Here is a 20,552-nt window from a genome sequence, read left to right as displayed (position 1 = left end):
GTGCTGTCTCGACCCGCGTGAGACAGCACTGACGACCAGCCGGAGAGATCACGAGAGGACCGTACGAGATGCGCGCGATCACGCAGGAGACGCTCGGTGGACCCGAGGTGCTCACCGCGACGACAGTGGACCGGCCGTCGCCCGGGCCCACCGAGATCCTGGTGCGGGTGCACGCCGCCGGGCTCAATCCGGTGGACGTCAAATCGCGGCAGTTCGGCGGCTTCCTCGGGCAGCCGCCGTTCATCCTCGGCTGGGACGTCTCCGGCGTCGTCGAGGAGGTCGGCACCGGGGTGACCCTGTTCGGCCCGGGTGACGAGGTGTTCGGGATGCCGTGGTTCCCCCGGCAGGCGGGCGCCTACGCCGACTACGTGACGGCGCCGTCACGGCACTTCGCCGCCAAACCCGGCGACATCGATCACGTACACGCGGCGGGTCTCCCGCTCGCCGGGCTCACCGCCTGGCAGGCCCTGGTGGACCGCGCCCGGGTGCGGCCCGGCCAGCGGGTCCTCGTCCACGCGGCGGCCGGCGGGGTCGGGCACCTCGCGGTGCAGATCGCCAAGAACCTGGGCGCGTACGTGATCGGCACCGCTCGCGCCGGCAAGCACGACCTGCTGCGCGACCTGGGCGCGGACGAGGTGATCGACTACACCGCGGTGGACGTCGCCGAGGCGATCGAACCGGTCGACGTGGTCCTCGACCCGATCGGTGGCGAGAACGGGCCGCGCAGTCTGCGCACCCTGCGCCGGGGCGGCGTTCTGGTGTCGATCAACTCCCCGGCCGAGCAACGGCTGGCGCCGCAGGCCGAGGAGCTGGGGGTGCGGGCCGGGTTCCTGCTCGTCGAACCGGACCGGTCCGGCCTGCTCGCGCTGGCCGACCTGGTGCGGGCCGGCCGGCTGCGGGTGCTGGTCGAGGCGGAGTTCCCCCTCGCCGACGCCACGAAGGCGCACGAGCTGAGCGAGACCGGCCGGGCCACCGGCAAGATCGTGCTCATCACCGGCGCCTGATCACGCCTCGCCCTCTCGACGTCGCGGGCGAGGCGTGATCAGGCCGCCCGCTCCAGGTCGCGGGCCAGCCCGCGCAGGGTGGCCGTGAACCCGGCCCGCCCGATCAGCGTCACCACCGGCCCGAGAAACCGGGTGATCCGGCGGGGGGACACCGTCACGTCCTCGACCCACGTCACCCGGCTCCGGCCGCCCGGCAGCGCGGCCACCGAGAACCAGGCGCGCCCGTGCACCACCCGCCCGTGCTTGGTGATCTCGCACCGGCCGGGCCGGTCACCGGACGGCGGCTCCCACACGACGATCTCCATCGGATCGTCGAACCCCAGCGGTCCCAGCCCGGTGCGGGCGACGAACCGGGCGCCGACCCCGTCCGGCCGGCCGCCGAGCACGCGCACCGTGGTCAGCGGCACCCAGTCACCGTGCCGCGGCCAGTCGACGAGCATGTTCCAGGTGTCGGTGGCGCTTGCGCGCAGATCGCGGGTGACGGTGAACCGGGCCATGCCGTCACGGTACCCAGGTGGACCGGCGCCGACTCCCGGGTATGACACCGGAATGGATCATGTGCGTCTGCGTTTCGACGGGTGGATCGCCGGGCTCGGCACGGCGGGCGGCACCCGTCTCGTCGTCGGTCACTGGCCCCGCTCCCCGCTGGGGCCGGTCACCGACGTGATGGTGGAGCTTCCGGACGGCCATCGGCTGCTGCTGGCCGAGACCGCCGAGCTCGCCGACTTCGTCGCGAAGACCTACACCTTCGACGAGGTACGGGTGGAGCCCGTCACCGTGGAACGCACGGCGTCGGCGTGGACGGTGACCGCCGGGCCGCTCACACTGCGGTTCACCACCGGCGGCCGCGGCCTGCTCGGCCGGCTGCTGAGAGCGGTCCCGCCGACGCTGGCTCGGCGGCTGTGGTGGGTGCGGCTGATCGACCGGCCGGCCCGTCTGCTGCGCGGCGTCCGCACGTACGGCAGCGCCGGCAACGGCAGGCGCGAGTGGTACGCCGTCCAGGACCTGCACGTGATCACCACCGCCGCCGCCACCCTGGACGGGCTGGACCTGGGCCCGCTCGCCGACGTGCATCCGCCGGTGCGGTTCGGGTTCGGTTCGGCGCCCCGCTCCCCCGCCCTCGTCCGGATCACCACCACCGTGGAAGTAACACGTCCGCAACACCATTGAACTGGGAGCGCTCCCATGCAACGATGACGGTCACTGTCTCACGAGGTGGTCGCCATGTTGAAGAAGTTCGCCGGTGCCGTGACGGCCGCCCTGCTGGGGGCCGGCCTGCTCGGGGTCGCCGCATCGTCCGGGGCGGCCGCCGCGCCGGACCGCGGTTACGGTGCGGCGCTGCAGAAGTCGCTGCTGTTCTACGAGGCCCAGGTGTCCGGGAAGAAGCCGGACTGGAACCGGGTCTCCTGGCGCGGCGACTCGGCGATGACCGACGGCGCGGACGTGGGTCTCGACCTGACCGGCGGCTGGTACGACGCCGGCGACCACGTCAAGTTCGGCCTGCCGATGGCGTTCACCACCACGATGCTGGCGTGGGGCGCGGTGGAGAACCGGCAGGCGTACGCGGACTCCGGGCAGTTGACCCACCTGCTCGACAACCTGCGGGTACCCAACGACTACTTCATCAAGGCGCACCCGGCGCCAGACGTGCTGTACGGGCAGGTCGGCAAGGGCGACGACGACCACAAGTGGTGGGGGCCGGCCGAGGTGATGCCGATGGCGCGCCCGGCGTACAAGATCGATGCCACCTGCGGGGGAAGCGAACTCGCCGCGGAGACCGCCGCCGCGATGGCCGCGAGCTCTCTGGTCTTCCGCCCGACCGACCCGGCGTACGCGGACGAGCTGGTCGGCCACGCCGAGCAGCTCTACTCGTTCGCCGACCGGGTGCGCCGCAACTATCACGAGTGCATCACCGACGCGACGTCGTTCTACCGGTCGTGGAGCGGGTACGCCGACGAGCTGGTGTGGGGGGCGATCTGGCTGCACCGGGCCACCGGTGACGCCGCCTATCTGGCGAAGGCCGAGGCGGGCTACGACGCGCAGGGCAACGAGAACCAGACCAGCACCAAGATGTACAAGTGGACGATCTCCTGGGACAACAAGCAGTACGGCAACTACGTGCTGCTGGCCCGGCTGACCGGCAAGCAGAAGTACCTCGACGACGCGAACCGGTGGCTGGACTGGTTCACCGTCGGCGTCGCCGGCGAGAAGGTGCGCACCTCGCCGGGCGGCATGGTGGTCGTCGACTCGTGGGGCGCGCTGCGGTACGCCGCCAACACCGCGTTCGTCGCCCTGGTGCACAGCGACCATCTCAGCGACGCCACCCGGAAGCAGCGTTACCACGACTTCGCGGTCCGGCAGATCGACTACGCCCTCGGCGACAACCCGCGCAACGCCAGCTACGTGATCGGGTTCGGCGCGGACTCGCCGAAGAACCCCCACCACCGTACGGCCCACGGCTCCTGGTGGGACAGCCAGCAGGTGCCGGCCGAGACCCGGCACGTGCTGTACGGCGCGCTCGTCGGCGGCCCGTCGGCGCCGGACGACAAGTACAGCGACAGCCGTGGCGACTACGTGATGAACGAGGTGGCCACCGACTACAACGCCGGGTTCACGTCGGCGCTGGCCCGGCTGTACGGCGAGTACGGCGGGGCGCCGCAGGCCGGCTTCCCGGTGGCGGAGAAGCCGGACATCCCGGAGCTGTCGGTCGAGACGACGGTCATGCAGAACGAGACCCGGTCGACCGGGGTGAAGGTGGTCGTCTACAACAAGTCCGCGTTCCCGGCCCGCGCGCTGACCGCCGGGAGGTTCCGGTACTACTTCACCCGCGACGACGCCACACCGGTGCAGGTCGGTTCGCCGTACACGCAGGGCTGCCCCGGGCCCACGTCGGCGCGGCAGCACTCCGGCGACGTCTGGTACGTCGAGGTGGACTGCTCCGGCCACACCATCGCCCCGGCCGGGCAGTCGGCGCACCGGATGGAGGTCCAGCTCAAGATCGGTGTCGGAGAGGGTGGTGTGTGGAACCCGGCGAACGACCCGTCCTACCAGGCGGCGGCCGGGCCGAACGCCCGCGTGCCGCTGTTCGACGGGACCACGCTGGTGTGGGGCGCGGTGCCGGACGGCACGTCACCCTCGCCGTCGCCGTCGCCGTCCGACTCGCCGTCGCCGTCCCCGTCGGTGTCGGTGACCCCGCCGCCGCCGGCCGGGTGCCGGGTCGCGTACACCACCAGCGACTGGGGTTCCGGATTCACCGCGACCGTGACGGTCACGAACGGGCCGGTGGCGGCGAGCGGGTGGACGCTGACGTTCCCGTACGCGGCCGGTCAGAAGGTGTCGCAAGCCTGGTCCGCCGAGGTCAGCCAGTCGGGCAGCCAGGTGACGGCACGGAACGCCGCCTGGAACCCGGGCCTGCCCGCGGGCGCGACGGTCAGCTTCGGCTTCAACGGCACGCACACCGGCGCCAACCCGGCGCCGTCCACCTTCACCCTCAACGGCACGGCCTGCGCCGCCGGCTAACCCGCCCGGCCGCGGACCAGCGGCAGGAAGACCTCGTCGACGATCTCGACCAGGATCTCGTCCGGAACCGACGGGATGCCGCGGGTCGCGTACTCCCCGCGCAGCAGCGTCATCGGGGTGGCCGCGACCCGCGGGTGCGCGGCCTCCCCCGGCGCCTCGCCCCGCGCCACCGCCCGCTGGATCATGGCCAGCCAGGCGCGGTCCATGGTGTCCGCGCCGGACCGCTCCCGCATCAGGGTGAGCAGCTCCGGGTCGTCGGCCGCGGCGGCGAGCAGGCCGCGCAGGATCGCGCCGAACGGCGACGACCAGGTCTCGTTGGCCCGCCGCAGCATCTCCAGGGCGTCGCCGCGCAGGGTGCCGGTGTCCGGGTCGGGCATCGCGGCGTCGGCGAGATGCCGGTAGGCCGCGATGCCCAGGGCGGCCCGGTGCGGCCAGCGGCGGTAGATGGCGTTCTTGTTCGTGCCGGCACGGGCGGCGACCCGGTCCATGGTCATCCCCGGATATCCGGACTCGCGCAGCTCCTCGGCGGCCGCCGACAGGATCGCGTCCTCCAGGTCCTTGCCACGGCGCCTCGTCGTCACGTCTCATAGGGTACACGCCGTACCTTAAGAGAGGGGTTTCGTTGATGCGCGTCTTCGGCATGAACTACGACACCGGCTTCGTCAGCGCCGGATCGACCACCCACGAGCCGTTCGATCCGGAGACCGTGCGGCGCGACCTGCGCGTCATCCGGCAGGAACTGCACTGCGACGCGGTGCGGATCAGCGGCGGCGTCCAGGACCGGCTCGAGACGGCCGCCCGCATCGCCGCCGAGGAGGGCCTCGAAGTCTGGTATTGCCCGTTCACCAACGAGCTCGACCAGGATCGGCTCCGGAGCTTCCTGCTCGACGGCGCCGAGCGGGCCGAGCGGCTGCGGCGTTCCGGAGCCTCGGTCGTCTACCTCGCCGGGTCGGAGATCTCTCTGTTCACCGACGGGTTCCTGCCCGGCCGCGACCTGACCGAGAGGCTGGCGGCGATCAGCGATCCGCTACGGATCAGGGAGACCTTCACGGCCGCGCGGGCGGCGGTGCGCGCGTTCTTCGCCGACGTGGCGCCCGAGGTGCGCAAGCGGTTCGGCGGGCCGATCGGGTACGCGTCGCTGCCCTTCGAGGACGTGGACTGGTCGCTGTTCGACATCATCGCCAGCGACGCCGGATACCGGGACGCGAGCAACGCGGCGACCTTCCCGCAGAGCCTGGCGGCGGCGGTCGCGCAGGGCAAGCCGTACGCGGCGACCGAGTTCGGCTGCTGCACCTTCCGCGGCGCGGCCGACGTCGCCGGCGGCCGGGAGCCGGTGACGTTCGACGACCACGGCCGCGCCGCGACCCTCACCGCCGGTCTGGAACGCGACGAGCAGGAGCAGGCCCGCTACCTGGTGGATCTGCTGCGCGACTACGAGGCGGGCGGGGTGGAGGCGGCGTTCGTCTACACGTTCGCCAACCGGCACCTGCCCACCACCGACGACCCGGACCGCGACTTCGACCTGGCCGCGCGCGGCATCGTGCGGGTGCTGCCGGACGGCTCATGGACGCCGAAGGCCGCCTTCCACGCCCTCGCGGCCTACGGCGCCGCACGTGGTCAGGGTGACGGCATGGCGTCGATCAGGAGGTTCCAGGTGACCTTCGACTGCGCGGACCCCGACCGGGTCGCCCGTTTCTGGGCCGAGGTCCTGGGCTATGTCAAGCAGCCGGCCGAGAACCAGGGCACGTGGGCGGCCTGCGTGGACCCGTCCGGGGAGGGGCCGCGGCTCTACTTCCAGAAGGTGCCCGAGGGCCGGGTCGCGAAGAACCGGGTGCATCTGGACGTACGGGTGGGCACCGGTCTCGTCGGCGACGAGCGGCTGGCCGCGCTGCTGGCCGAAGCGGAACGCCTCGAGGCGCTCGGCGCGAAACGCGTGCAGGTGCTGTACGCCGACGGCGTGAACGAGTCGTGCATCCCGATGCAGGACATCGAGGGCAACGAGTTCTGCGTCGACTGACGGTCAGCCCCCGGCACGCCGCGCTCATCGGCGCCACGATCTTTACTGACGGGCGCGTTCGGGAGAGACTGCGGGAATGGGCGAGGTCTATCCGATGCCGACGGTCGGTGACGTGTTCAGCGACGTACGCGGCGGTGGTCGAACGATGCGGGTCAGCTACCACGAGAACCGCCAGGTGGTGGTGATCTCCCTGTGGGCGGACGCGCTGTGCCGCGGCTCCTTCCAGCTGCCCGCGGACGAGGTGGGCCGCCTGGCCGACCTGCTGTCCCGGATCGAGCCGCCGGCCGGGGCCGTCCCGCAGCCGGAGCCGGCCGGTCTTCCCGCACCGTCGCCGTCACCGGATCAGACCGGCGACGTCTCCCGCTCGGCGCTTCCGGCGATCGGCATTCCGCGAGTCGCCTGACCGATCGCCGGTCACAGCTGCGGGACGGTGGGCGCCTGTTCAGGAACACCCGCTCCGTCCCGGTGCGGAGTGGCGGTCGCCGCGTCGTGTGCCGCCAGCGCCGCGCTGAGCGTCAGAAGGTCGCGATGTGCGGTGGTGTCCAGGCCGGTCAGGACGGCGACACGCCGGATCCGGTAGTCGACCGTGTTGGGGTGGACGTGGAGCTGGGTGGCGACCTTGCGCCGGTTCAGGTCCGCCTCGAGGTAGAGGCGCAGTGTCGGAACCAGGTCCCCTTGCCAGGCCGGACCTCCTGACTTGGAATCCATCATGAATGGGCCGGTAACACGCTGGTAATACTCGTCGAGGGAGCCGCCATGCGCCTACGCCCACTCAGCCGGATCGCCGCCGTGTTCGCCACGGCCACCGTGTTGCTCCTCGGCAGCGGAGTGGCCGCTGCGGCCGACACGGTCCACTACGTCGCGCTCGGTGACTCGGCTGCCGCCGGCCCGCTGGTCGGCGGGCAGGACGGGAACCTGCTCTGCCTGCGATCGCGCAGTCAGAACTACCCGGCCGTCGTGGCCGGCCTCCTCGGTGCACGGCTGACCGACGTGACGTGCTCGGCGGCGAAGGTGCCCGACCTCTCCGCCCGCCAGTACGGGATCATCGCGCCGCAGCTCGACGCGCTGCGGACCACGACCGACCTGGTGACCCTGACCGTCGGCGGCAACGACAGTGAACTGGTGTCCCTCGCGCTGGGCTGCATCAACCTGCTGCGCGAGCCCTTCGGCGCCTCGTGCGCCGACCGGCAGCAGCAACAGGGGAACCCGGCCAGGGCGAGGATCGACGCGTTCGCCTCCGCGCTGGGCTCGACCCTCGACGAGATCCACCGGCGGGCGCCGCGGGCGAAGCTGGTCGTCACGGGGTATCCGACGTACATCCGGCCGGGTGGCTGTTTCCCGGCCCAGCCGATCTGGGCCCGGGACGGCGACTACCTTCAGTCGCTGGTGGCCGGCCTCAACACGGCCATCCAGCGGAAGGCCCGGGAGCACGGGGCCACCTACGTCGATCTCGCCGCGGTCAGCGTCGGCCACGACACCTGCGCCCCGGCCGCGCAGCGATACGTGGAAGGGCTCGTCCCGGTCAGCCCCGCCGCGCCGCTGCACCCCAACGCCAGGGGCATGGCCGCCTTCGGTCGCGCTGTCGCCGACGCCGCGCGATAGCCGGACGGCCGACGGGCCGCCGTATTCTTCGACGCGCGAATCGACGCAACTTGTTTGGGGCGCTGCGGGCCGGGTAGGTCAGGGTCACCCGGAACGAAGGAGAAGATCGTGAGCACCGTGACCGAGTCCGTGGACGTCAACGTGCCGATCAGCACGGCCTACAACCAGTGGACCCAGTTCGAGGACTTCCCGAAGTTCATGGACGGCGTCGAGTCGATCACGCAGATCAATGACACCCGTACCCACTGGGTGACCAAGGTGGCGGGGCAGACCCGTGAGTTCGACGCGGAGATCACCGAGCAGCACCCGGACGAGCGGGTCGCGTGGCGCAGCACCGGCGGCGACACCAAGCACGCCGGCGTCGTCACGTTCCACCGCCTCGCCGACGCGGAGACCCGGGTGACCATCCAGCTGGACTGGGAGCCCGAGGGTATCGCCGAGAAGGTCGGCAGCGTCATCGGCGCCGACAGTTTCCAGGTGAAGGCCGACGCCAAGCGGTTCAAGGAGTTCATCGAGAACCGCGGTGGCGAGACCGGCTCGTGGCGCGGCGACATCGCCCGCCCCGGCGCCTGATCGCACGGCCGGACCGCGGCGGGCATGCCCGCCGCGGTCCGGCCGTCCTGCTCACCCGTGGAACACCGCCGGCCGGATCTCCACGCCGCTGTGCGACGCCCGCGCCTCCGGCAGCAGCGACGCCAGCGCGATCGCCTCGTCCAGATCCGCCGCCTCGATCACGTAGAACCCGCCGAGCGACTCCTTGGTCTCCAGGAACGGCCCGTCCGTGGTCAGCGGCTCCCCGCCCGCAGCCCCCCGCAGAGTCGTCGCGGTCTGCGGCAACTCCAGCTCCTCCCCACCGAGGATCCGCTCCCCCGCGGCCTTGCTGAACGCCTCGTGCGCCGCCATGTGCGCCGCCTGCTCCTCCGCGGTCATCGCCTCCCACCGCGCCGGGTCGCCATAGAGCAACAGCATGTACTTCGCCACGTCGTCTCCCTCCAGATCACGGCCCGGAAGTGGGCCTCAACCGTACGACGATCGGCACGCACCCCGAATCGACAGCCGCGATAATCAGGTGACGCCGGGCCGCGCGGGCGATGAGGATACGGCGATGTCTGGCGTACCTGAAGGTTTCACCTATCGTCTCCGCAAGAACGGGGACGTCGAAGTTCTGCATCATGGTCGTTCCGCCAGCGTGCTGCGTGGCGCCGCGGCTGCCCGGTTCCTGGTCGACGTGGACAACGGGGATCCGCAGGAGCTGATGGCGCGGGTCACCGGGAACTACCGGCACGGCAATGAGCGGACCGCCCGCAACCATCCTCGCAACCGGGGGCGGTAGGCCGCTCAGAAACTCGGTATAATGTACGGAGTTTCTATCGGGAGGTTGCCTTGACCGAACAGAGCCCGTTCACCACCACCCCGTTCACGCCCACACCGGAGGAGACCCGGACGCTGCTGGACTGGTTCGACCGGTACGACGAGTACGCCCGCCGCAACGACACCGGCGCGATGGCCGACGTGGCCCGGTTCCCGCTGACGGTGACCACCAACGACTCCCGCGGCGAGTGCGTGACCCAGGAGTGGGACCGGGACACGTTCGTGCAGAGCATGAGCATGAACGGGTCCACCGCGAAGATCGACAACGAGCGCCGGCCGTTCTTCCTCGACAGCGACCTCGCCGTCGTGATCACCGACTCGACGGTGACCGGGGAGGACGGGACCCACCACATGCGCTACGCCGACGTGATGGCCAAGGTCGGCGGCGAATGGCGATTCACCCACATGATCCAGGCCGGCTGGGGCGACATGCTGCTGCAGTACCAGGCCGCCTGAGCCGGCGGTCGCGCGCCGACCCCGGCGGGGTAGGCGCGCGGCCCGGCGGCGGTTCAGGCGGCGATCACCGCTTGCGGCCGCCCGACGACGACCGCGGCGGTACGGGTGAACCGCCGGCCCCGTCGACCGGCGGTGTCCGGTGGCCGCCGACCGGGTAAGACGGCTGCCGGGGGTGGGCGTGGACGGGCGGCGGGACAGTTTCCTCGCAGGCATGCGGGTCGGGGTGGGGCTGGCCACGGCCGGCTTCGTGCTGGCCGTGACGTTCGGGGCGAGCGCCCGTGAGCAGGGCTGGAGTGCGCTCGCCGCGATCGTCGCCTCGGTGCTGATCTTCTCCGGCTCGGCGCAGTTCGCGTTGATGACGGCGCTCGCCTCCGGTGGCGCGGCGGGACCGGCCGTCGCGGCGGCGTTGCTGATCAACGGGCGTTTCCTGCCGATGGGGCTGGCGGTCGGGCCGAGCCTGTCCGGCGGCCGGTTCCGCCGGGCGTTGCAGGGGCAGGCCGTGGTCGACGGCTCGTGGGTGGCCGCGCATCTGGGCGGGGGCCGTTTCGACAGGTGGCGGATGTTCGGCGCGACGATCGTGCAGTGGCCCGCATGGGTGGCCGGAACCGTCGTCGGGGTGTTCGGCGCCCCCTCCCCCGAACTGGTCGAGACACTCGGCCTGGACGTGGTCTTCCCAGCGTTCTTCCTGGCCCTGCTACTGGACGAACTCCGGGAGGGCCGGCTCCCACTGATCGCCGCCGCTCTCGGCGCCGCCGTCGCGGCGGGTCTGCTGTGGTGGGTCCCGGCCGGCATCGCCCTGGTCGGCGCCACCGCCGGCGCCCTGGTCGGTCTCCGCTCCACCACAGTGCCGGAATGACGATGGGAAGAGTGCCGGGATGACGATCTGGCTGGTGATCCTCGTGGTGGCGGCGGGAAGCTTCCTGCTCAAGGCCGCGGGGCCGGCGCTGCTCGGTGACCGGGAACTGCCGTCGTGGAGCCGCGGCGTGATCGGTCTGCTGGCTCCCGCGCTGCTCGCCGCGCTGGTGGTGACCGAGGTGCTGGGCCGCCGCTGGAGCGCCGTCGACGTGACGGTCGTCGCCGCGCTGGCCGGTGTCGTGGTCGCTCCCGGCTGCTGCGGGCCCCGGTGCTTCTGGCCGTACTGATCGGGGTCGTGATCGCAGCCGCAAGCCGCGCGCTGACCTGAACCCCCTGACCGTCCGGGTGGTCCCGTCGCGCCGGATCGAGGCCACAGGCGTAGCGACAACCGCATCGACTCGCGGCATGTCCTGGGCTCCCGAGCAGCCCGCCGAGGCCGATGCCGGCGGGAGGAGGCACGGCCGGGGCTAATAGAGTCGTCGCTGATGAGCTCTCTTGAAGAAGTCGCCGAACGCGACGGCTGGCGCTGCTGGGTGTGCGACGAACCGGTCGACGCCGGCATGTCGGTCAACGATCCGCGTGGCCCCAGCGTCGACAGCCGCACCGCCGACCGGAAGGCCCGGCTCGCCGAACGGCTCGCCCACCGGGCCTGCAACTCCCGCAAGGGCGCGGTCAAAGTGGTGATCGCCTGGCCGGACCGGCTGAACGTGATCGAACCCGCCCCGCTGATCACCGTCGCCGAACGCCTCGAACGCAAGGGCGGCCGGGAGCTGGTGGGCCGCTGCCCGAGCCGCCGGGACGCCCAGGAGGCGGCGGACTGGCTGGCCGACCGGTTCTCCCGGCTGGTGCCCGGCCTCCCGGTGACCACCAGCGTCGAACCGGGTGGCGGGCAGTTCCTGGTCGCGCTGGCCACCGGCCGCCGCTGACGCCCGGTCTCCCGCATCCGGGACGGACCATCCTGCAGGACCCGCGTTCGTCTCGTCCCATGAGGTGATGGCCACCGTGCCCGCACCTCAGGTTCCCGCCGGCCCGACGATGGCGCGGCCCGCTGACGGACGCTTCGCGAGGCTGGGCACCGACGACGGCGGGCAGTATTTCCCGGCGGTACGGGCCGACGAGGGCGCCCTCCGGCCACGATCGTCCCGGCACCGGATCGGGCTTCGTGCTCACCTTCACGATTCCGGAACACGCCCGCCCCGCCCGGCTCACCATCCGTCTCGGCGAGTTCCAACCACACGCCCGGTGGATCGTGCACGGCTGACGCCGGTTGTCGATCGGGGCTGGTCGCCGTTCGTCGTGGGATAAACGACGGGGAGGTACGGGCGGTGGATGAGACGGTCGCGGCAGCGGTGGCAGAGGCGCACCGGCGGGAGTGGGCGCTGGTGCTGGCGACGACCGCGCGGTTCACCCGGGATCTGGATCTGGCGGAGGAGTGCACGCAGGAGGCGTACGAGCAGGCGCTCCGGGTCTGGCCGGAGGCCGGTGTGCCGGACCGGCCGGGCGCCTGGCTGACCCGGGTAGCCCGCAACCGGGCCCTGGACGTGCTGCGCCGGGAGACCGGGCTGCGCCGCAGGCTGCCGCTGCTGGTGGACGGCGAGACGACGCCGGGACCGGACGAGGGCGCCGACGACCGGCTGCGGCTGATCTTCACCTGCTGTCATCCGGCGCTCGGCAGGGAGACCCAGGTGGCGCTGACCTTGCGGCTGGTCTGCGGGTTGTCCACCGGTGAGGTGGCGCGGGCGCTGCTGGTGCCGAAGGCGACGATGGCGGCCCGTGTCACCCGGGCGAAGCGGAAGATCGAGACGGCGCGGATCCCCTATCGGGTGCCGTCGGCGGAGCAGCTCGGCGAGCGGGTCGGCGCGGTCCTGCAGGTGGTGCACCTGATCTTCACGACCGGGCACACCGCCCCGGACGGCCCCGAGCTGATGCGCCGTGATCTGGCGGCCTGCGCGGTCGATCTGGCCCGGCTGCTGCGGCTGCTGATGCCGACCGACCCGGAGACCGGCGCGCTGCTAGCGTTGCTGCTGCTGAACCAGGCGCGGGCGGCGGGCCGGGTGGGCCCGGACGGGCGGATGCTGCTGCTGTCCGAGCAGGACCGGTCCCGCTGGGACGCCGCGATGATCGCCGAGGGGGTGGCGCTGTTGTCGGAGGCGTTGCGGCGGGCGCCGAGCCGGTACGCGGTGGAGGCCGCCATCGCCGCCGTGCACGCCGAGGCCCCGGCCTGGGAGGCGACGGACTGGGACGAGATCGTCGGCCTGTACACGGCGTTGCGGCGGATGTGGCCGGGATCGCCGGTGGTCGCGTTGAACCGGGCCGCGGCGATCGGCATGCGGGACGGCCCGGAGGCGGGGCTGGCGGCGCTGGAGCCGTTGCTCGGCGAGCCGGCCCTGGCCACCTACGGATATCTGAGCGCCGCCCGCGCCGACTTCCTGCGCCGCCTCGGCCGGCGAGCGGAAGCCGCTGTCGCGTACACCGAGGCCATCGCGCTGACCGGCAACGACGTGGAACGGGACTTCCTCGCCCGGCGACTGCGGGAGGTCCGGGAAAGCCCCGGCCACGGGTAGCCGACGGGGTCTGAACTCGCGCCTCGGGGCCGACTTGTCGGTGCTGTTCGGCGCGACGACGGGTGTCCTGCGTGCCGCCGGCTGGTCACTGCCCCAGCAGGCCGACGAGGACTCGCGACACTGTGTCCTCGAAGCGTGGCGCCGGCACCAGCGGAGCGCTGGTCAGCGCCGCCGCCAGGTGGGGGTGTCGGCCGGCCGTGATCGCGTGTGCCAGGTATGCGCCCTGCCTCCGGCAAGCACCGGAGTCACCGTTGAGCTCGTTGAGGGCGAAGGCAGCAGTGAGCGTGTTCATCACCGCGAAGGTCTCCAACTTGCGGCCCACGTCCGCGGGGTGCCCGGCGAGGACCGCCAGCGTGTGTTCCAGCAGGTCGGTGCCGTGTGGGCCGAGTGCCGAGCGGGTCAGCACCAGCTCCGGCAGCCAGCCGTGCCGCAGCATCAGCTCGCGTCCCTGCCGACACACCTCCAGCAGGCCCGGCAGCCAGGGACCTTCCGGTGCCGGCAACTCATATCCGGCCGCCACCTCATCGCTCATCAGGTCGAGCAGGTCGTCCCGGCTGTCGACATAGCGATACAGCGACGCCGCGCCGGTGCCCAACTCGGCGGCGACGCGGCGCATCGAGACCGCGGCCAGACCCTCGCGGTCGGCCAGCGCGATCGCCGCAGCGGTCACCTCCGCTCGGGACCGCTCGGCAGGCCGGCCCACTCCCGTACGCCGTTCCCGAAGCCATACCGGCACCGCCTCCATGTCACCCCTCTCGATTGCGCCCACTCTACCGTTCCGACTACGTTGTTCGCGAACAGCGTTCCCGAACAAGCGAGGCGGCGATGACCAGAATTCCCTACACCGCACGCAACGGCGACGTGCATCTCGCCGTCGATGACCTCGGCAGCGCCGGCGGTGACCCGCTGCTACTCATCACGGGGCTCGGCGTCTCCCGCTTCCATTGGCCCGACGGCCTGGTCACCGCGCTGATCGAAGCCGGCTTCCACGTAGCCTCGTTCGACGGCCGCGACGCCGGCGGCTCCACCCACTTCGACGACGTCCCGGTCGGCAACCCGCTGTCCGCGTTGTTGCGCCGGCGACCGCCCGCCTACACCGCCGAGGACATGGCCGACGACACCGTCGCCGTGCTCGACGCGCTCGGCTGGCAGCGCGCCCACCTCTTCGGCGTCTCCCAGGGCGGCCTGGTCGCTCAGCGCACCGCTCTGCGCCACCCGGACCGGGTGCACACCGTGACCTCGTTCGCCGCCATACCCAGCGACGTCCGTGGCGCCGCCGTCCTGCGCTACGTGCGCCTGCCGTTCCTGGCCCGCCTGGCACGCATGCGCCACCCCGCCGGCCGCGACGGCGACGTGGCAGCCGGCCTGGACCTGTTGCGGGCGATCGCCTCACCCGGCTACCCGTTCGACGAGAAGGACGCCCGCCTCCGGGTGGAGCGCGAACTCGACGCCGGGCTGCCCAGCGGGGTCCGCGACAGCCGTGCCCAGGCCCGGCAGGTCGGTGCCTCCTGGCACGGTCCGCGCCTGCGCGAGATGCGCGTGCCCACCCTGGTGCTGCACGGGGAGAAGGACCCGCTGGGCCGCCCCGCCGCCGGCCGCCGCATCGCCGCGTCGGTGCCGGGCGCCCGCTACGTCGAACTTCCCGGCACCGGTCACGACCTGCCCCGGGAGATCTGGCCCACCGTGGTCAACGAGATCCGCGCCCATGCCACAGGCCGATGAACGCGTACGAGCAATTCAAGGCCTCGCCGGACGGCGCCGAGGGGCCGACGGTGCCGCCTCCGTCGTGGCAGGCAGTGGCCACGGCGCCATGCACGACGCGCTCAACCACGGCCGCATCGACGTCGAATCGCTGCGCCGGCAGCCGGCCGGCTTACCGTCGCCGCGGGCGGCGGACGGCCGCCTGGTCCTCGCGGTGGATGTCTCGCCGTGGCTGCGCCCGGACGGTGACTGCAGTCCGCAGCGCTCGTTCTGCCACACCTATGGCCGCTACGTCAAGATCGGGTCAGGGCCGGCGGCCGGCCCGTTGGGACCGGCGATCGCCCCGAGTTGAGTAAGGCCGTCCAGGACATCGGTGCAGGTCCAGTACTCGACGAATCTGCCGCCGGACACGCGCAGGATGTCATGGCCGCTGAAGGCGATCCTGGTGCCGATCGGCGCGGTCGCCTGCGGAAGTCCCCCCGCGAACGTGGCGTGCATGGTCCACCGTGCGGAGATCAGGTCTTCCTCGACGATGGGTCCGACGTCGACGGTGATGGTGATGTCGCCGAACGCTGCCATGGTCTGCTCGATCTCGGGAAGCAGCCGTGCGGGACCGGTCGTCGCGGTGGAGTCGGTGCCGTCCGGCCGCGCCTGGTGGACGACGAAGTCAGGGTCGAGGATCTCGTCGGCATGACTGAAGTCGCCGCGCCACATCTCGGCCCAGCGGCCGTACAGGTCGCGGATCTGGACATCGGACGAGGTGTTCACAATGATCTCCTGTCGACGAAGCAGATGTCTGCGCCGCGCATTATCTGCGTGACGCAGATAATTTCTAGGGAGGAGGTCGAAGGGTGTCAACCGAAAATCGCGCCGAACTACTGTCGGCCGTCACCGCCGCCGCCCGGCGGCATCATGCCGCCTACACGCTGTTCAACCAGGCACTCGCCGACCGGCTGGGCCTGCACCCGACGGACGTGCAGTGCGTAAGCCTGCTCGCCCTCGAACCGGAACCGCTCACCACCGGCAAGATCGCGAAGTTGACCGGTCTGACCTCGGGATCAGCGACCCGGCTGGTTGATCGGCTGGAGCGGGCCAACCTCGTCGAAAGAAGACCGGACCCGCAGGACCGCAGGAAAGCACGGGTCTCGCTGACCACACAGCGCGACGCGGAACTGGAGGCGGCATGGCGTGTGCCCGGCAGCGCCTTCGCACAAGCGCTCGAAGGCTTCACCGACGAGGAACTCGCCGTGATCGAGCGCTACCTGCGGCTCACCACCGAAGTCGGCAGTCAGCAAACAGAGGGGCTGCACACGAAATAGCCCCCGCGACGGCATCAGATCGACGGTGGACCCGACGTGCACGGATGGGGCGATGTGAGGCGGTGGCCACCCTGGAACGGGGTGGGCACTAGGAAATTACGCCGCAGCCCTTCTGCATGGCGCATGGTCTCCTGACGGTGCCGAATCACTCGAGCTGACCGGGCCTTTGCTCGACACCGCAAGTGCCGACCGGACGGCTCCCGCGTGACGAGCGACTCGTTGCTCGTCGCTGTGGTGGCGCGGCACGGGAGCACGGCCGGAGGTTGAACGGCGAACTGAGCACTACAGCGTGATCCAGTAGCGGCGGGTCAGACCGAGCGCGGTCTCGCGTACGTCCTCGAGGATCCCGCCGTGCCTCTCGATCACCCGTACCGAGCCGGTGTTCTCGCTCTCGCAGGTAATGAGGACGGTGTCGAGGTGCCGTCGCCGGGCGACGGCCAGCACCTCGCCGAGCGCCCACGTCGCGACGCCACGGCCGCGCGCCGACCGGCGGACCCCGTAGCCGATGTGGCCGGCGGCCTCCAGCAGGAAGTCGTCGAGGGCGTACCGCAGCGTGATCGCGCCCAGAACGGTGTCGTCCGCGTCGGCGATCCACCAGTACCGGGCGTGCACCAGGCCCGGCACCGGCGGCAGGCTCTCGTCGCCTTCCCGGCGCAGCCGCTCCAGCCAGGCCGCGAATCCGGCCGGCGAGTCGACGTCGTCACCGGAACGCAGGCCGCTTCCGGGCTGGTGGACGCCGGCACCCCACTCGTCGCGCGACGCCAGCCACGCCTGACGCAACTCCACCGTCGGATCGATCAGTCTCAGCACGCCCGAGATCACCACACCACCCGGCCTCCCGCAACCCGTTTCGTCCTCAGTCGGCGCGGCGTCCTGCAGGTCTCACGGCCGCGTCGAGACAGCCGTGAGACCTGCCGGACAGGATCCACGGGAGCCCGGCCGACCGGACGAGGCTGGTGTCCCGGGTGGGGTGAGGTCAGCGGGGCAGGGCGGTGAGCAGGGACGTCCTGTGGGACGGGTCGTTCCACTGGGGCGAATGGTGCGAGCCCGGCGAACCGGGCCCGGCCGGGGACCCGATCGCCTGGTTCACGGCCGACAAGGGCGAGGTCGGCACCGCCTACCTGTACCGGTCGGTCAGCACCCTCGCCACGATCGCCGGCGAACGGGGGATCGCGGGAACGCCGTACGCCGAGATCGCCGTGCGGATCCGCGACGCCTGGCGGACCGGGTTCCTCGACACCGGCATGCGCACCCAGGCGAACCGTGTCCGCGCCCTCGCCTTCGGCCTGGTCCCGGCCGAACGCCGCGCCGAGATCGCCGACCGCCTCGTCGCCCTCGTCCGGGACACGGCCGGTCCCGGCCACACCGTCATGCGGACCGGTGCAGGAGAGCCCGGCTGACGGCGGCGGCGGTCGGCAGATCGTCCACGACGACCATCTCGGCCGCTCGCACGCACACGGCGTGGCCGTAGCCGGGGCCGACCACCGCGATCGCGTACTCGCCGGGCAGCCCCTCGTCCAGCACGATCGTGGACGTCGCCCGGACCGGCCGGGCGACGTCCGGCTGCGAGGCCACCGACACCGCGATCTCCGCGGCACCGGCGATGTCCCGCAGCCGGTCCAGGGCCCCCGCGACGGCGTCCTCGGTCGCCGCGGCCGGCGACCGATGCCGGGCGGCGATCTCGAACGGGGTCCCGGCAGGCCGGTGGAAACCGGGCCGCGGCTTGCGCAGCGCCCGTGCCGCCTCCGCATCGAAGTCGCGGCCGATCTGACCGGGCCGCCCGAACAGCCAGCCCTGCCCCCACCGCGCCCCGAGCCGTCCGGCGGTGTGCAGGTCCTCCTCGGTCTCGATGCCCTCGGCGATCACGATCGCGCCGGTACGCCGCGCCTCCGCCCGCACGGCCGCGGTCACCGCCCGAGTGTGCTCGGCGTCCGGATCGCGGATCAGGCTCATGTCCAGCTTGATCACCTCGGGTTCGAGGATCGGCAGGAAGGCCAGCGACATCGGGTCCACCCCGACGTCGTCGAGCGCGATCCCGTTACCGTTGACCTGGATCGTGGCGGTGAGCCGCAGCAGGCTCCCCGGCACGGCGGGCAGCGCCCGTTCGGTGTACTCCAGGATCGACCGGAACGCCGGCCCGGAGGCCAGCAGCTCGAGCAGCCGCGGAGACAGCGGCTGGCCCATCACCTCCGGTTCCCCGTTCGCGAACAGCAGCGGCAGGACGACAGGCGCCGCGATCGCGCCCTCCAGCGCCCGTTCGAAGCAGAGCATGTCCAGCTCACCGAGCCGCCCCGCCGACCGGGCCGCCGCGAACAGCCGGTCCGGGAACTCCAGCTCCGTCCCGGCCGGGCCACGGGCCAGGGCCTCGACCCCCACGACGGTACGGGTGGACAGATTGACGATCGGCTGATAGCGCGACCTGACCAGCCGCCGTGCCACAACCTCGTCGATCGTCAGAGCGCTCACCTGAGCAGGCATGATCCGGACTCCTCGGAAAGGGACTGACCTTCCCATCGGCTGAAAGCTCGCGCGGTCAAGCCCGGCGGGCGTTCGACGCGACGCCGGCCGCGGGTCGTACGCCGATGGGTCCCCGTCGCGCCAGGTGTGCGGACATCGGATGAGCCCAGCACCGCCGGGTGCCTCATCCTGCTGCTGATCGTGACGGTTCCGCCGGCGAAACGGCACGGACGGCTCGGAACGGCACGAGCAGCGCGATCCGGGTCAGGGCGAGTGCTGCCGACAGGACGACCACGGCGACGATGGCGTGGCCGACATCGGGCGCCCACAGTGTGAGCTTGGCCAGGCCGGCGCCCTTTCAGAAGCTGGGGACCAGCCAGGCGGCGCAGGCGGCGAGCGCGGCGCATCCGGTGATCCAAGTGGCGAGAGCCGCGATGGTACGGCCACGCGAGCGCGCCTTCCGGGGAGCGCCGCGCAGTAACCGGAACACCGACCGGGACAGCACGATCAGCAGGATCGCCGCGATGCCGAGGAGGCCCGCGAGCGCCTGGACGTGCATCGGGGCCGCGGCCGCGGCCGCCGGGGCGGCGCCGTGCAGGATCCGGGCCAGGTTGAACGCTCCGGCGCTGAGCACCGGGTCCATCGGCAGGCCGTAGACGTTCGCCATGATGATCACGGCCAGGTCGGAGTCGGGCACGAGCACGATGTGGGGGAAATAGTCCGGGGTGGCGCCGGCGTGCCAGACGATGCGGCGGCCGGTGCCGTCGAGGGTGCTGTTCTGCCAGCCGAAGCCGTAGGTGCCGTGCCCGGTCGCCACGGCACCGGTGTGCATCTGCCGCATCGCGTCCGGGCCGAGGATCCGGGCGCTGCCGTAACGGCCGTCGTTGAGCTGCGCGATCGCATAGTGGGTGAGGTCGTCGAGGCTGGCGGCGAGGAACCCGTACGGAACCCCGGCCGTGTCGAACGGCGCCTCGAAACGTTGCGGCCGGCCGAGGTAGTAGCGGTGACCGGGTGGAACCCCGGCAGCGCGGGCCTCGCCGGCGGTGGCGGCCGCGTGTGTCATGCCGAGCGGGCCGAGGACATGACCGCGCAGGTAGGCGCCGAAGGTGTCGCCGGTGACGCTCTCCACGATCGCGCCGAGGATCATGTAGTTGGCGTCGCTGTACTCGTAGGCCTGCCCGGGCGCGGCGACCGGCCGCACACCGGCCAGATCCCGCACCGAACGCGTCAGGCCGCCGGGCTCGTCGTCGTAGCGGTCGGTCAAGCCGGTGCTCCACACCTGCGGCAGCCCGCTGGTGTGGTTGAGCAGCCGCCGCACGGTGACCGCGTCGTCGAGTCGCAGCCACGGCAGGTACCGCGACGCCGCCGCGTCCAGATCGACCCTGCCGCCCTCGGCCAGCTGGGCCACGGCGAGGGCGGTGAACGACTTGCTCGTCGAACCGAGCAGGAACGGCGTCCGCGTCGTCATCGGCCGCCCGTCGCCGTCACGGCCCCAGGCGCCGCGCTCGATCACGGCGTCTCCGCGGATCACCGCGTACGCCAGGCCTGGGCTCTTGATCTGCTCCATGTAGGTGCGCAGGTAACTCTCGCCCGCCGTCGACCCGTCGGCGGCGGCCGGGCCGGCGGCCGTCACCGCCACGGTGACCGCGGCCAGGATCCCGCTCAGCACTCGCGTCGCTCGCATCGT

At 72.0% G+C, this 20,552-nt stretch carries 25 protein-coding genes and 1 pseudogene; 17 read left to right on the top strand and 9 right to left on the bottom strand.

The genetic code is table 11. From position 1 onward, the window contains the following. The first annotated feature begins 68 nt into the window (after positions 1–68). Positions 69–1,004: an NADP-dependent oxidoreductase gene (locus tag Aut01nite_RS26810; protein ID WP_043527305.1), complete on the top strand. Its 936-nt coding sequence runs from the start codon at positions 69–71 to the stop codon at positions 1,002–1,004. A 38-nt stretch (positions 1,005–1,042) separates the two neighbouring features. Here Aut01nite_RS26810 and Aut01nite_RS26805 read toward each other — a convergent pair whose 3' ends face one another. After that, positions 1,043–1,501, bottom strand: coding sequence for an SRPBCC family protein (locus tag Aut01nite_RS26805; RefSeq protein ID WP_043527303.1), 459 nt, complete (start codon positions 1,499–1,501; stop codon positions 1,043–1,045). 52 nt (positions 1,502–1,553) lie between these two features. Here Aut01nite_RS26805 and Aut01nite_RS26800 point away from each other — a divergent pair, with 52 nt between their 5' ends. Together Aut01nite_RS26800 and Aut01nite_RS26795 are read left to right on the top strand one after the other, a co-directional pair. Then, on the top strand, positions 1,554–2,174 hold the full coding sequence (locus Aut01nite_RS26800) for a hypothetical protein (protein ID WP_043527301.1): 621 nt from the start codon (positions 1,554–1,556) through the stop codon (positions 2,172–2,174). A 54-nt stretch (positions 2,175–2,228) separates the two neighbouring features. Beyond that, on the top strand, positions 2,229–4,523 hold the full coding sequence (locus Aut01nite_RS26795; protein WP_052163990.1) for a glycoside hydrolase family 9 protein: 2,295 nt from the start codon (positions 2,229–2,231) through the stop codon (positions 4,521–4,523). On the opposite strand, the gene Aut01nite_RS26790 is transcribed toward Aut01nite_RS26795, so the two are convergent. After that, entirely contained in the window at positions 4,520–5,104 is a 585-nt protein-coding gene (locus tag Aut01nite_RS26790) for a TetR/AcrR family transcriptional regulator (protein WP_043527298.1), read from the bottom strand. The two genes, Aut01nite_RS26795 and Aut01nite_RS26790, sit on opposite strands and share 4 nt — an antisense overlap. A gap of 1,049 nt (positions 5,105–6,153) precedes the next feature. Here Aut01nite_RS26790 and Aut01nite_RS26780 point away from each other — a divergent pair. Beyond that, on the top strand, positions 6,154–6,540 hold the full coding sequence (locus Aut01nite_RS26780) for a VOC family protein (protein ID WP_173476703.1): 387 nt from the start codon (positions 6,154–6,156) through the stop codon (positions 6,538–6,540). Positions 6,541–6,616: 76 nt separating this feature from the next. Then, complete coding sequence (locus Aut01nite_RS26775; RefSeq protein WP_043527296.1) at positions 6,617–6,943, top strand: hypothetical protein; 327 nt, start codon at positions 6,617–6,619, stop codon at positions 6,941–6,943. 11 nt (positions 6,944–6,954) lie between these two features. On the opposite strand, the gene Aut01nite_RS26770 is transcribed toward Aut01nite_RS26775, so the two are convergent. After that, entirely contained in the window at positions 6,955–7,251 is a 297-nt protein-coding gene (locus tag Aut01nite_RS26770) for a helix-turn-helix domain-containing protein (RefSeq protein ID WP_043527294.1), read from the bottom strand. Between the two features lie 45 nt (positions 7,252–7,296). Here Aut01nite_RS26770 and Aut01nite_RS26765 point away from each other — a divergent pair, with 45 nt between their 5' ends. Both Aut01nite_RS26765 and Aut01nite_RS26760 read left to right on the top strand, forming a co-directional pair. Continuing rightward, on the top strand, positions 7,297–8,142 hold the full coding sequence (locus tag Aut01nite_RS26765) for an SGNH/GDSL hydrolase family protein (protein ID WP_083999294.1): 846 nt from the start codon (positions 7,297–7,299) through the stop codon (positions 8,140–8,142). A 108-nt stretch (positions 8,143–8,250) separates the two neighbouring features. Next, positions 8,251–8,715, top strand: coding sequence for an SRPBCC family protein (locus Aut01nite_RS26760; RefSeq protein WP_201775550.1), 465 nt, complete (start codon positions 8,251–8,253; stop codon positions 8,713–8,715). Between the two features lie 51 nt (positions 8,716–8,766). Here the strand turns inward: Aut01nite_RS26760 and Aut01nite_RS26755 are convergent, their stop codons facing one another. Then, complete coding sequence (locus Aut01nite_RS26755) at positions 8,767–9,123, bottom strand: YciI family protein (protein ID WP_043527293.1); 357 nt, start codon at positions 9,121–9,123, stop codon at positions 8,767–8,769. 124 nt (positions 9,124–9,247) lie between these two features. Here Aut01nite_RS26755 and Aut01nite_RS26750 point away from each other — a divergent pair, with 124 nt between their 5' ends. The 6 genes from Aut01nite_RS26750 (at position 9,248) to Aut01nite_RS26725 (ending at position 13,388) form a co-directional block, all read left to right on the top strand. Continuing rightward, entirely contained in the window at positions 9,248–9,475 is a 228-nt protein-coding gene (locus tag Aut01nite_RS26750; protein WP_043527291.1) for a hypothetical protein, read from the top strand. Between the two features lie 50 nt (positions 9,476–9,525). Next, on the top strand, positions 9,526–9,969 hold the full coding sequence (locus tag Aut01nite_RS26745; protein WP_043527289.1) for a DUF4440 domain-containing protein: 444 nt from the start codon (positions 9,526–9,528) through the stop codon (positions 9,967–9,969). A gap of 211 nt (positions 9,970–10,180) precedes the next feature. Next, a complete protein-coding gene (locus tag Aut01nite_RS26740; RefSeq protein ID WP_043527288.1) occupies positions 10,181–10,825 on the top strand; it encodes an AzlC family ABC transporter permease in 645 nt (214 codons plus the stop codon). A gap of 19 nt (positions 10,826–10,844) precedes the next feature. After that, positions 10,845–11,111, top strand: a complete 267-nt coding sequence (locus tag Aut01nite_RS26735; RefSeq protein WP_201775549.1) for an AzlD domain-containing protein — start codon at positions 10,845–10,847, stop codon at positions 11,109–11,111. Between the two features lie 198 nt (positions 11,112–11,309). Then, the gene (locus tag Aut01nite_RS26730) at positions 11,310–11,750 is read left to right on the top strand and encodes a hypothetical protein (RefSeq protein WP_043527286.1); all 441 of its coding nucleotides are present in this window, start codon (positions 11,310–11,312) and stop codon (positions 11,748–11,750) included. A 399-nt stretch (positions 11,751–12,149) separates the two neighbouring features. Further along, positions 12,150–13,388, top strand: coding sequence for an RNA polymerase sigma factor (locus Aut01nite_RS26725; protein ID WP_043527284.1), 1,239 nt, complete (start codon positions 12,150–12,152; stop codon positions 13,386–13,388). An 85-nt stretch (positions 13,389–13,473) separates the two neighbouring features. Here the strand turns inward: Aut01nite_RS26725 and Aut01nite_RS26720 are convergent, their stop codons facing one another. Next, a complete protein-coding gene (locus Aut01nite_RS26720; protein WP_043527282.1) occupies positions 13,474–14,133 on the bottom strand; it encodes a TetR/AcrR family transcriptional regulator in 660 nt (219 codons plus the stop codon). Between the two features lie 80 nt (positions 14,134–14,213). Between Aut01nite_RS26720 and Aut01nite_RS26715 the strand changes: the two genes are divergently transcribed. Together Aut01nite_RS26715 and Aut01nite_RS26710 are read left to right on the top strand one after the other, a co-directional pair. Further along, positions 14,214–15,110: an alpha/beta fold hydrolase gene (locus tag Aut01nite_RS26715; RefSeq protein ID WP_043527281.1), complete on the top strand. Its 897-nt coding sequence runs from the start codon at positions 14,214–14,216 to the stop codon at positions 15,108–15,110. 76 nt (positions 15,111–15,186) lie between these two features. Further along, positions 15,187–15,378, top strand: a pseudogene (locus Aut01nite_RS26710) (transposase); the annotation flags it as partial. Here the strand turns inward: Aut01nite_RS26710 and Aut01nite_RS26705 are convergent. Next, positions 15,378–15,947 carry an ester cyclase gene (locus Aut01nite_RS26705; protein ID WP_204037695.1) on the bottom strand — a complete coding sequence of 190 codons (570 nt, stop codon included), beginning with the start codon at positions 15,945–15,947 and terminating at the stop codon, positions 15,378–15,380. The pseudogene Aut01nite_RS26710 and the gene Aut01nite_RS26705 overlap by 1 nt on opposite strands. Between Aut01nite_RS26705 and Aut01nite_RS26700 the strand changes: the two genes are divergently transcribed. Then, positions 15,941–16,408, top strand: a complete 468-nt coding sequence (locus tag Aut01nite_RS26700) for a MarR family winged helix-turn-helix transcriptional regulator (protein ID WP_043527277.1) — start codon at positions 15,941–15,943, stop codon at positions 16,406–16,408. The two genes, Aut01nite_RS26705 and Aut01nite_RS26700, sit on opposite strands and share 7 nt — an antisense overlap. A 282-nt stretch (positions 16,409–16,690) precedes the next feature. Here Aut01nite_RS26700 and Aut01nite_RS26695 read toward each other — a convergent pair whose 3' ends face one another. Then, entirely contained in the window at positions 16,691–17,218 is a 528-nt protein-coding gene (locus Aut01nite_RS26695; RefSeq protein ID WP_043527353.1) for a GNAT family N-acetyltransferase, read from the bottom strand. A 182-nt stretch (positions 17,219–17,400) separates the two neighbouring features. Between Aut01nite_RS26695 and Aut01nite_RS26690 the strand changes: the two genes are divergently transcribed. Beyond that, positions 17,401–17,808, top strand: coding sequence for an alpha-L-rhamnosidase-related protein (locus tag Aut01nite_RS26690; RefSeq protein ID WP_043527275.1), 408 nt, complete (start codon positions 17,401–17,403; stop codon positions 17,806–17,808). Here the strand turns inward: Aut01nite_RS26690 and Aut01nite_RS26685 are convergent. Further along, positions 17,777–18,886 (bottom strand): EAL domain-containing protein, encoded by a 1,110-nt coding sequence (locus Aut01nite_RS26685; RefSeq protein ID WP_161790672.1) that lies wholly within the window; start codon positions 18,884–18,886, stop codon positions 17,777–17,779. The two genes, Aut01nite_RS26690 and Aut01nite_RS26685, sit on opposite strands and share 32 nt — an antisense overlap. A 337-nt stretch (positions 18,887–19,223) precedes the next feature. After that, positions 19,224–20,549: a serine hydrolase domain-containing protein gene (locus Aut01nite_RS26680; RefSeq protein ID WP_083999290.1), complete on the bottom strand. Its 1,326-nt coding sequence runs from the start codon at positions 20,547–20,549 to the stop codon at positions 19,224–19,226. Positions 20,550–20,552 lie beyond the last annotated feature (3 nt).

The sequence above is a fragment of the Actinoplanes utahensis genome, from assembly GCF_016862455.1.
In the GTDB taxonomy this organism is placed as follows: domain Bacteria; phylum Actinomycetota; class Actinomycetes; order Mycobacteriales; family Micromonosporaceae; genus Actinoplanes; species Actinoplanes utahensis.
This window is presented reverse-complemented; position numbering and strand designations above follow the sequence as displayed.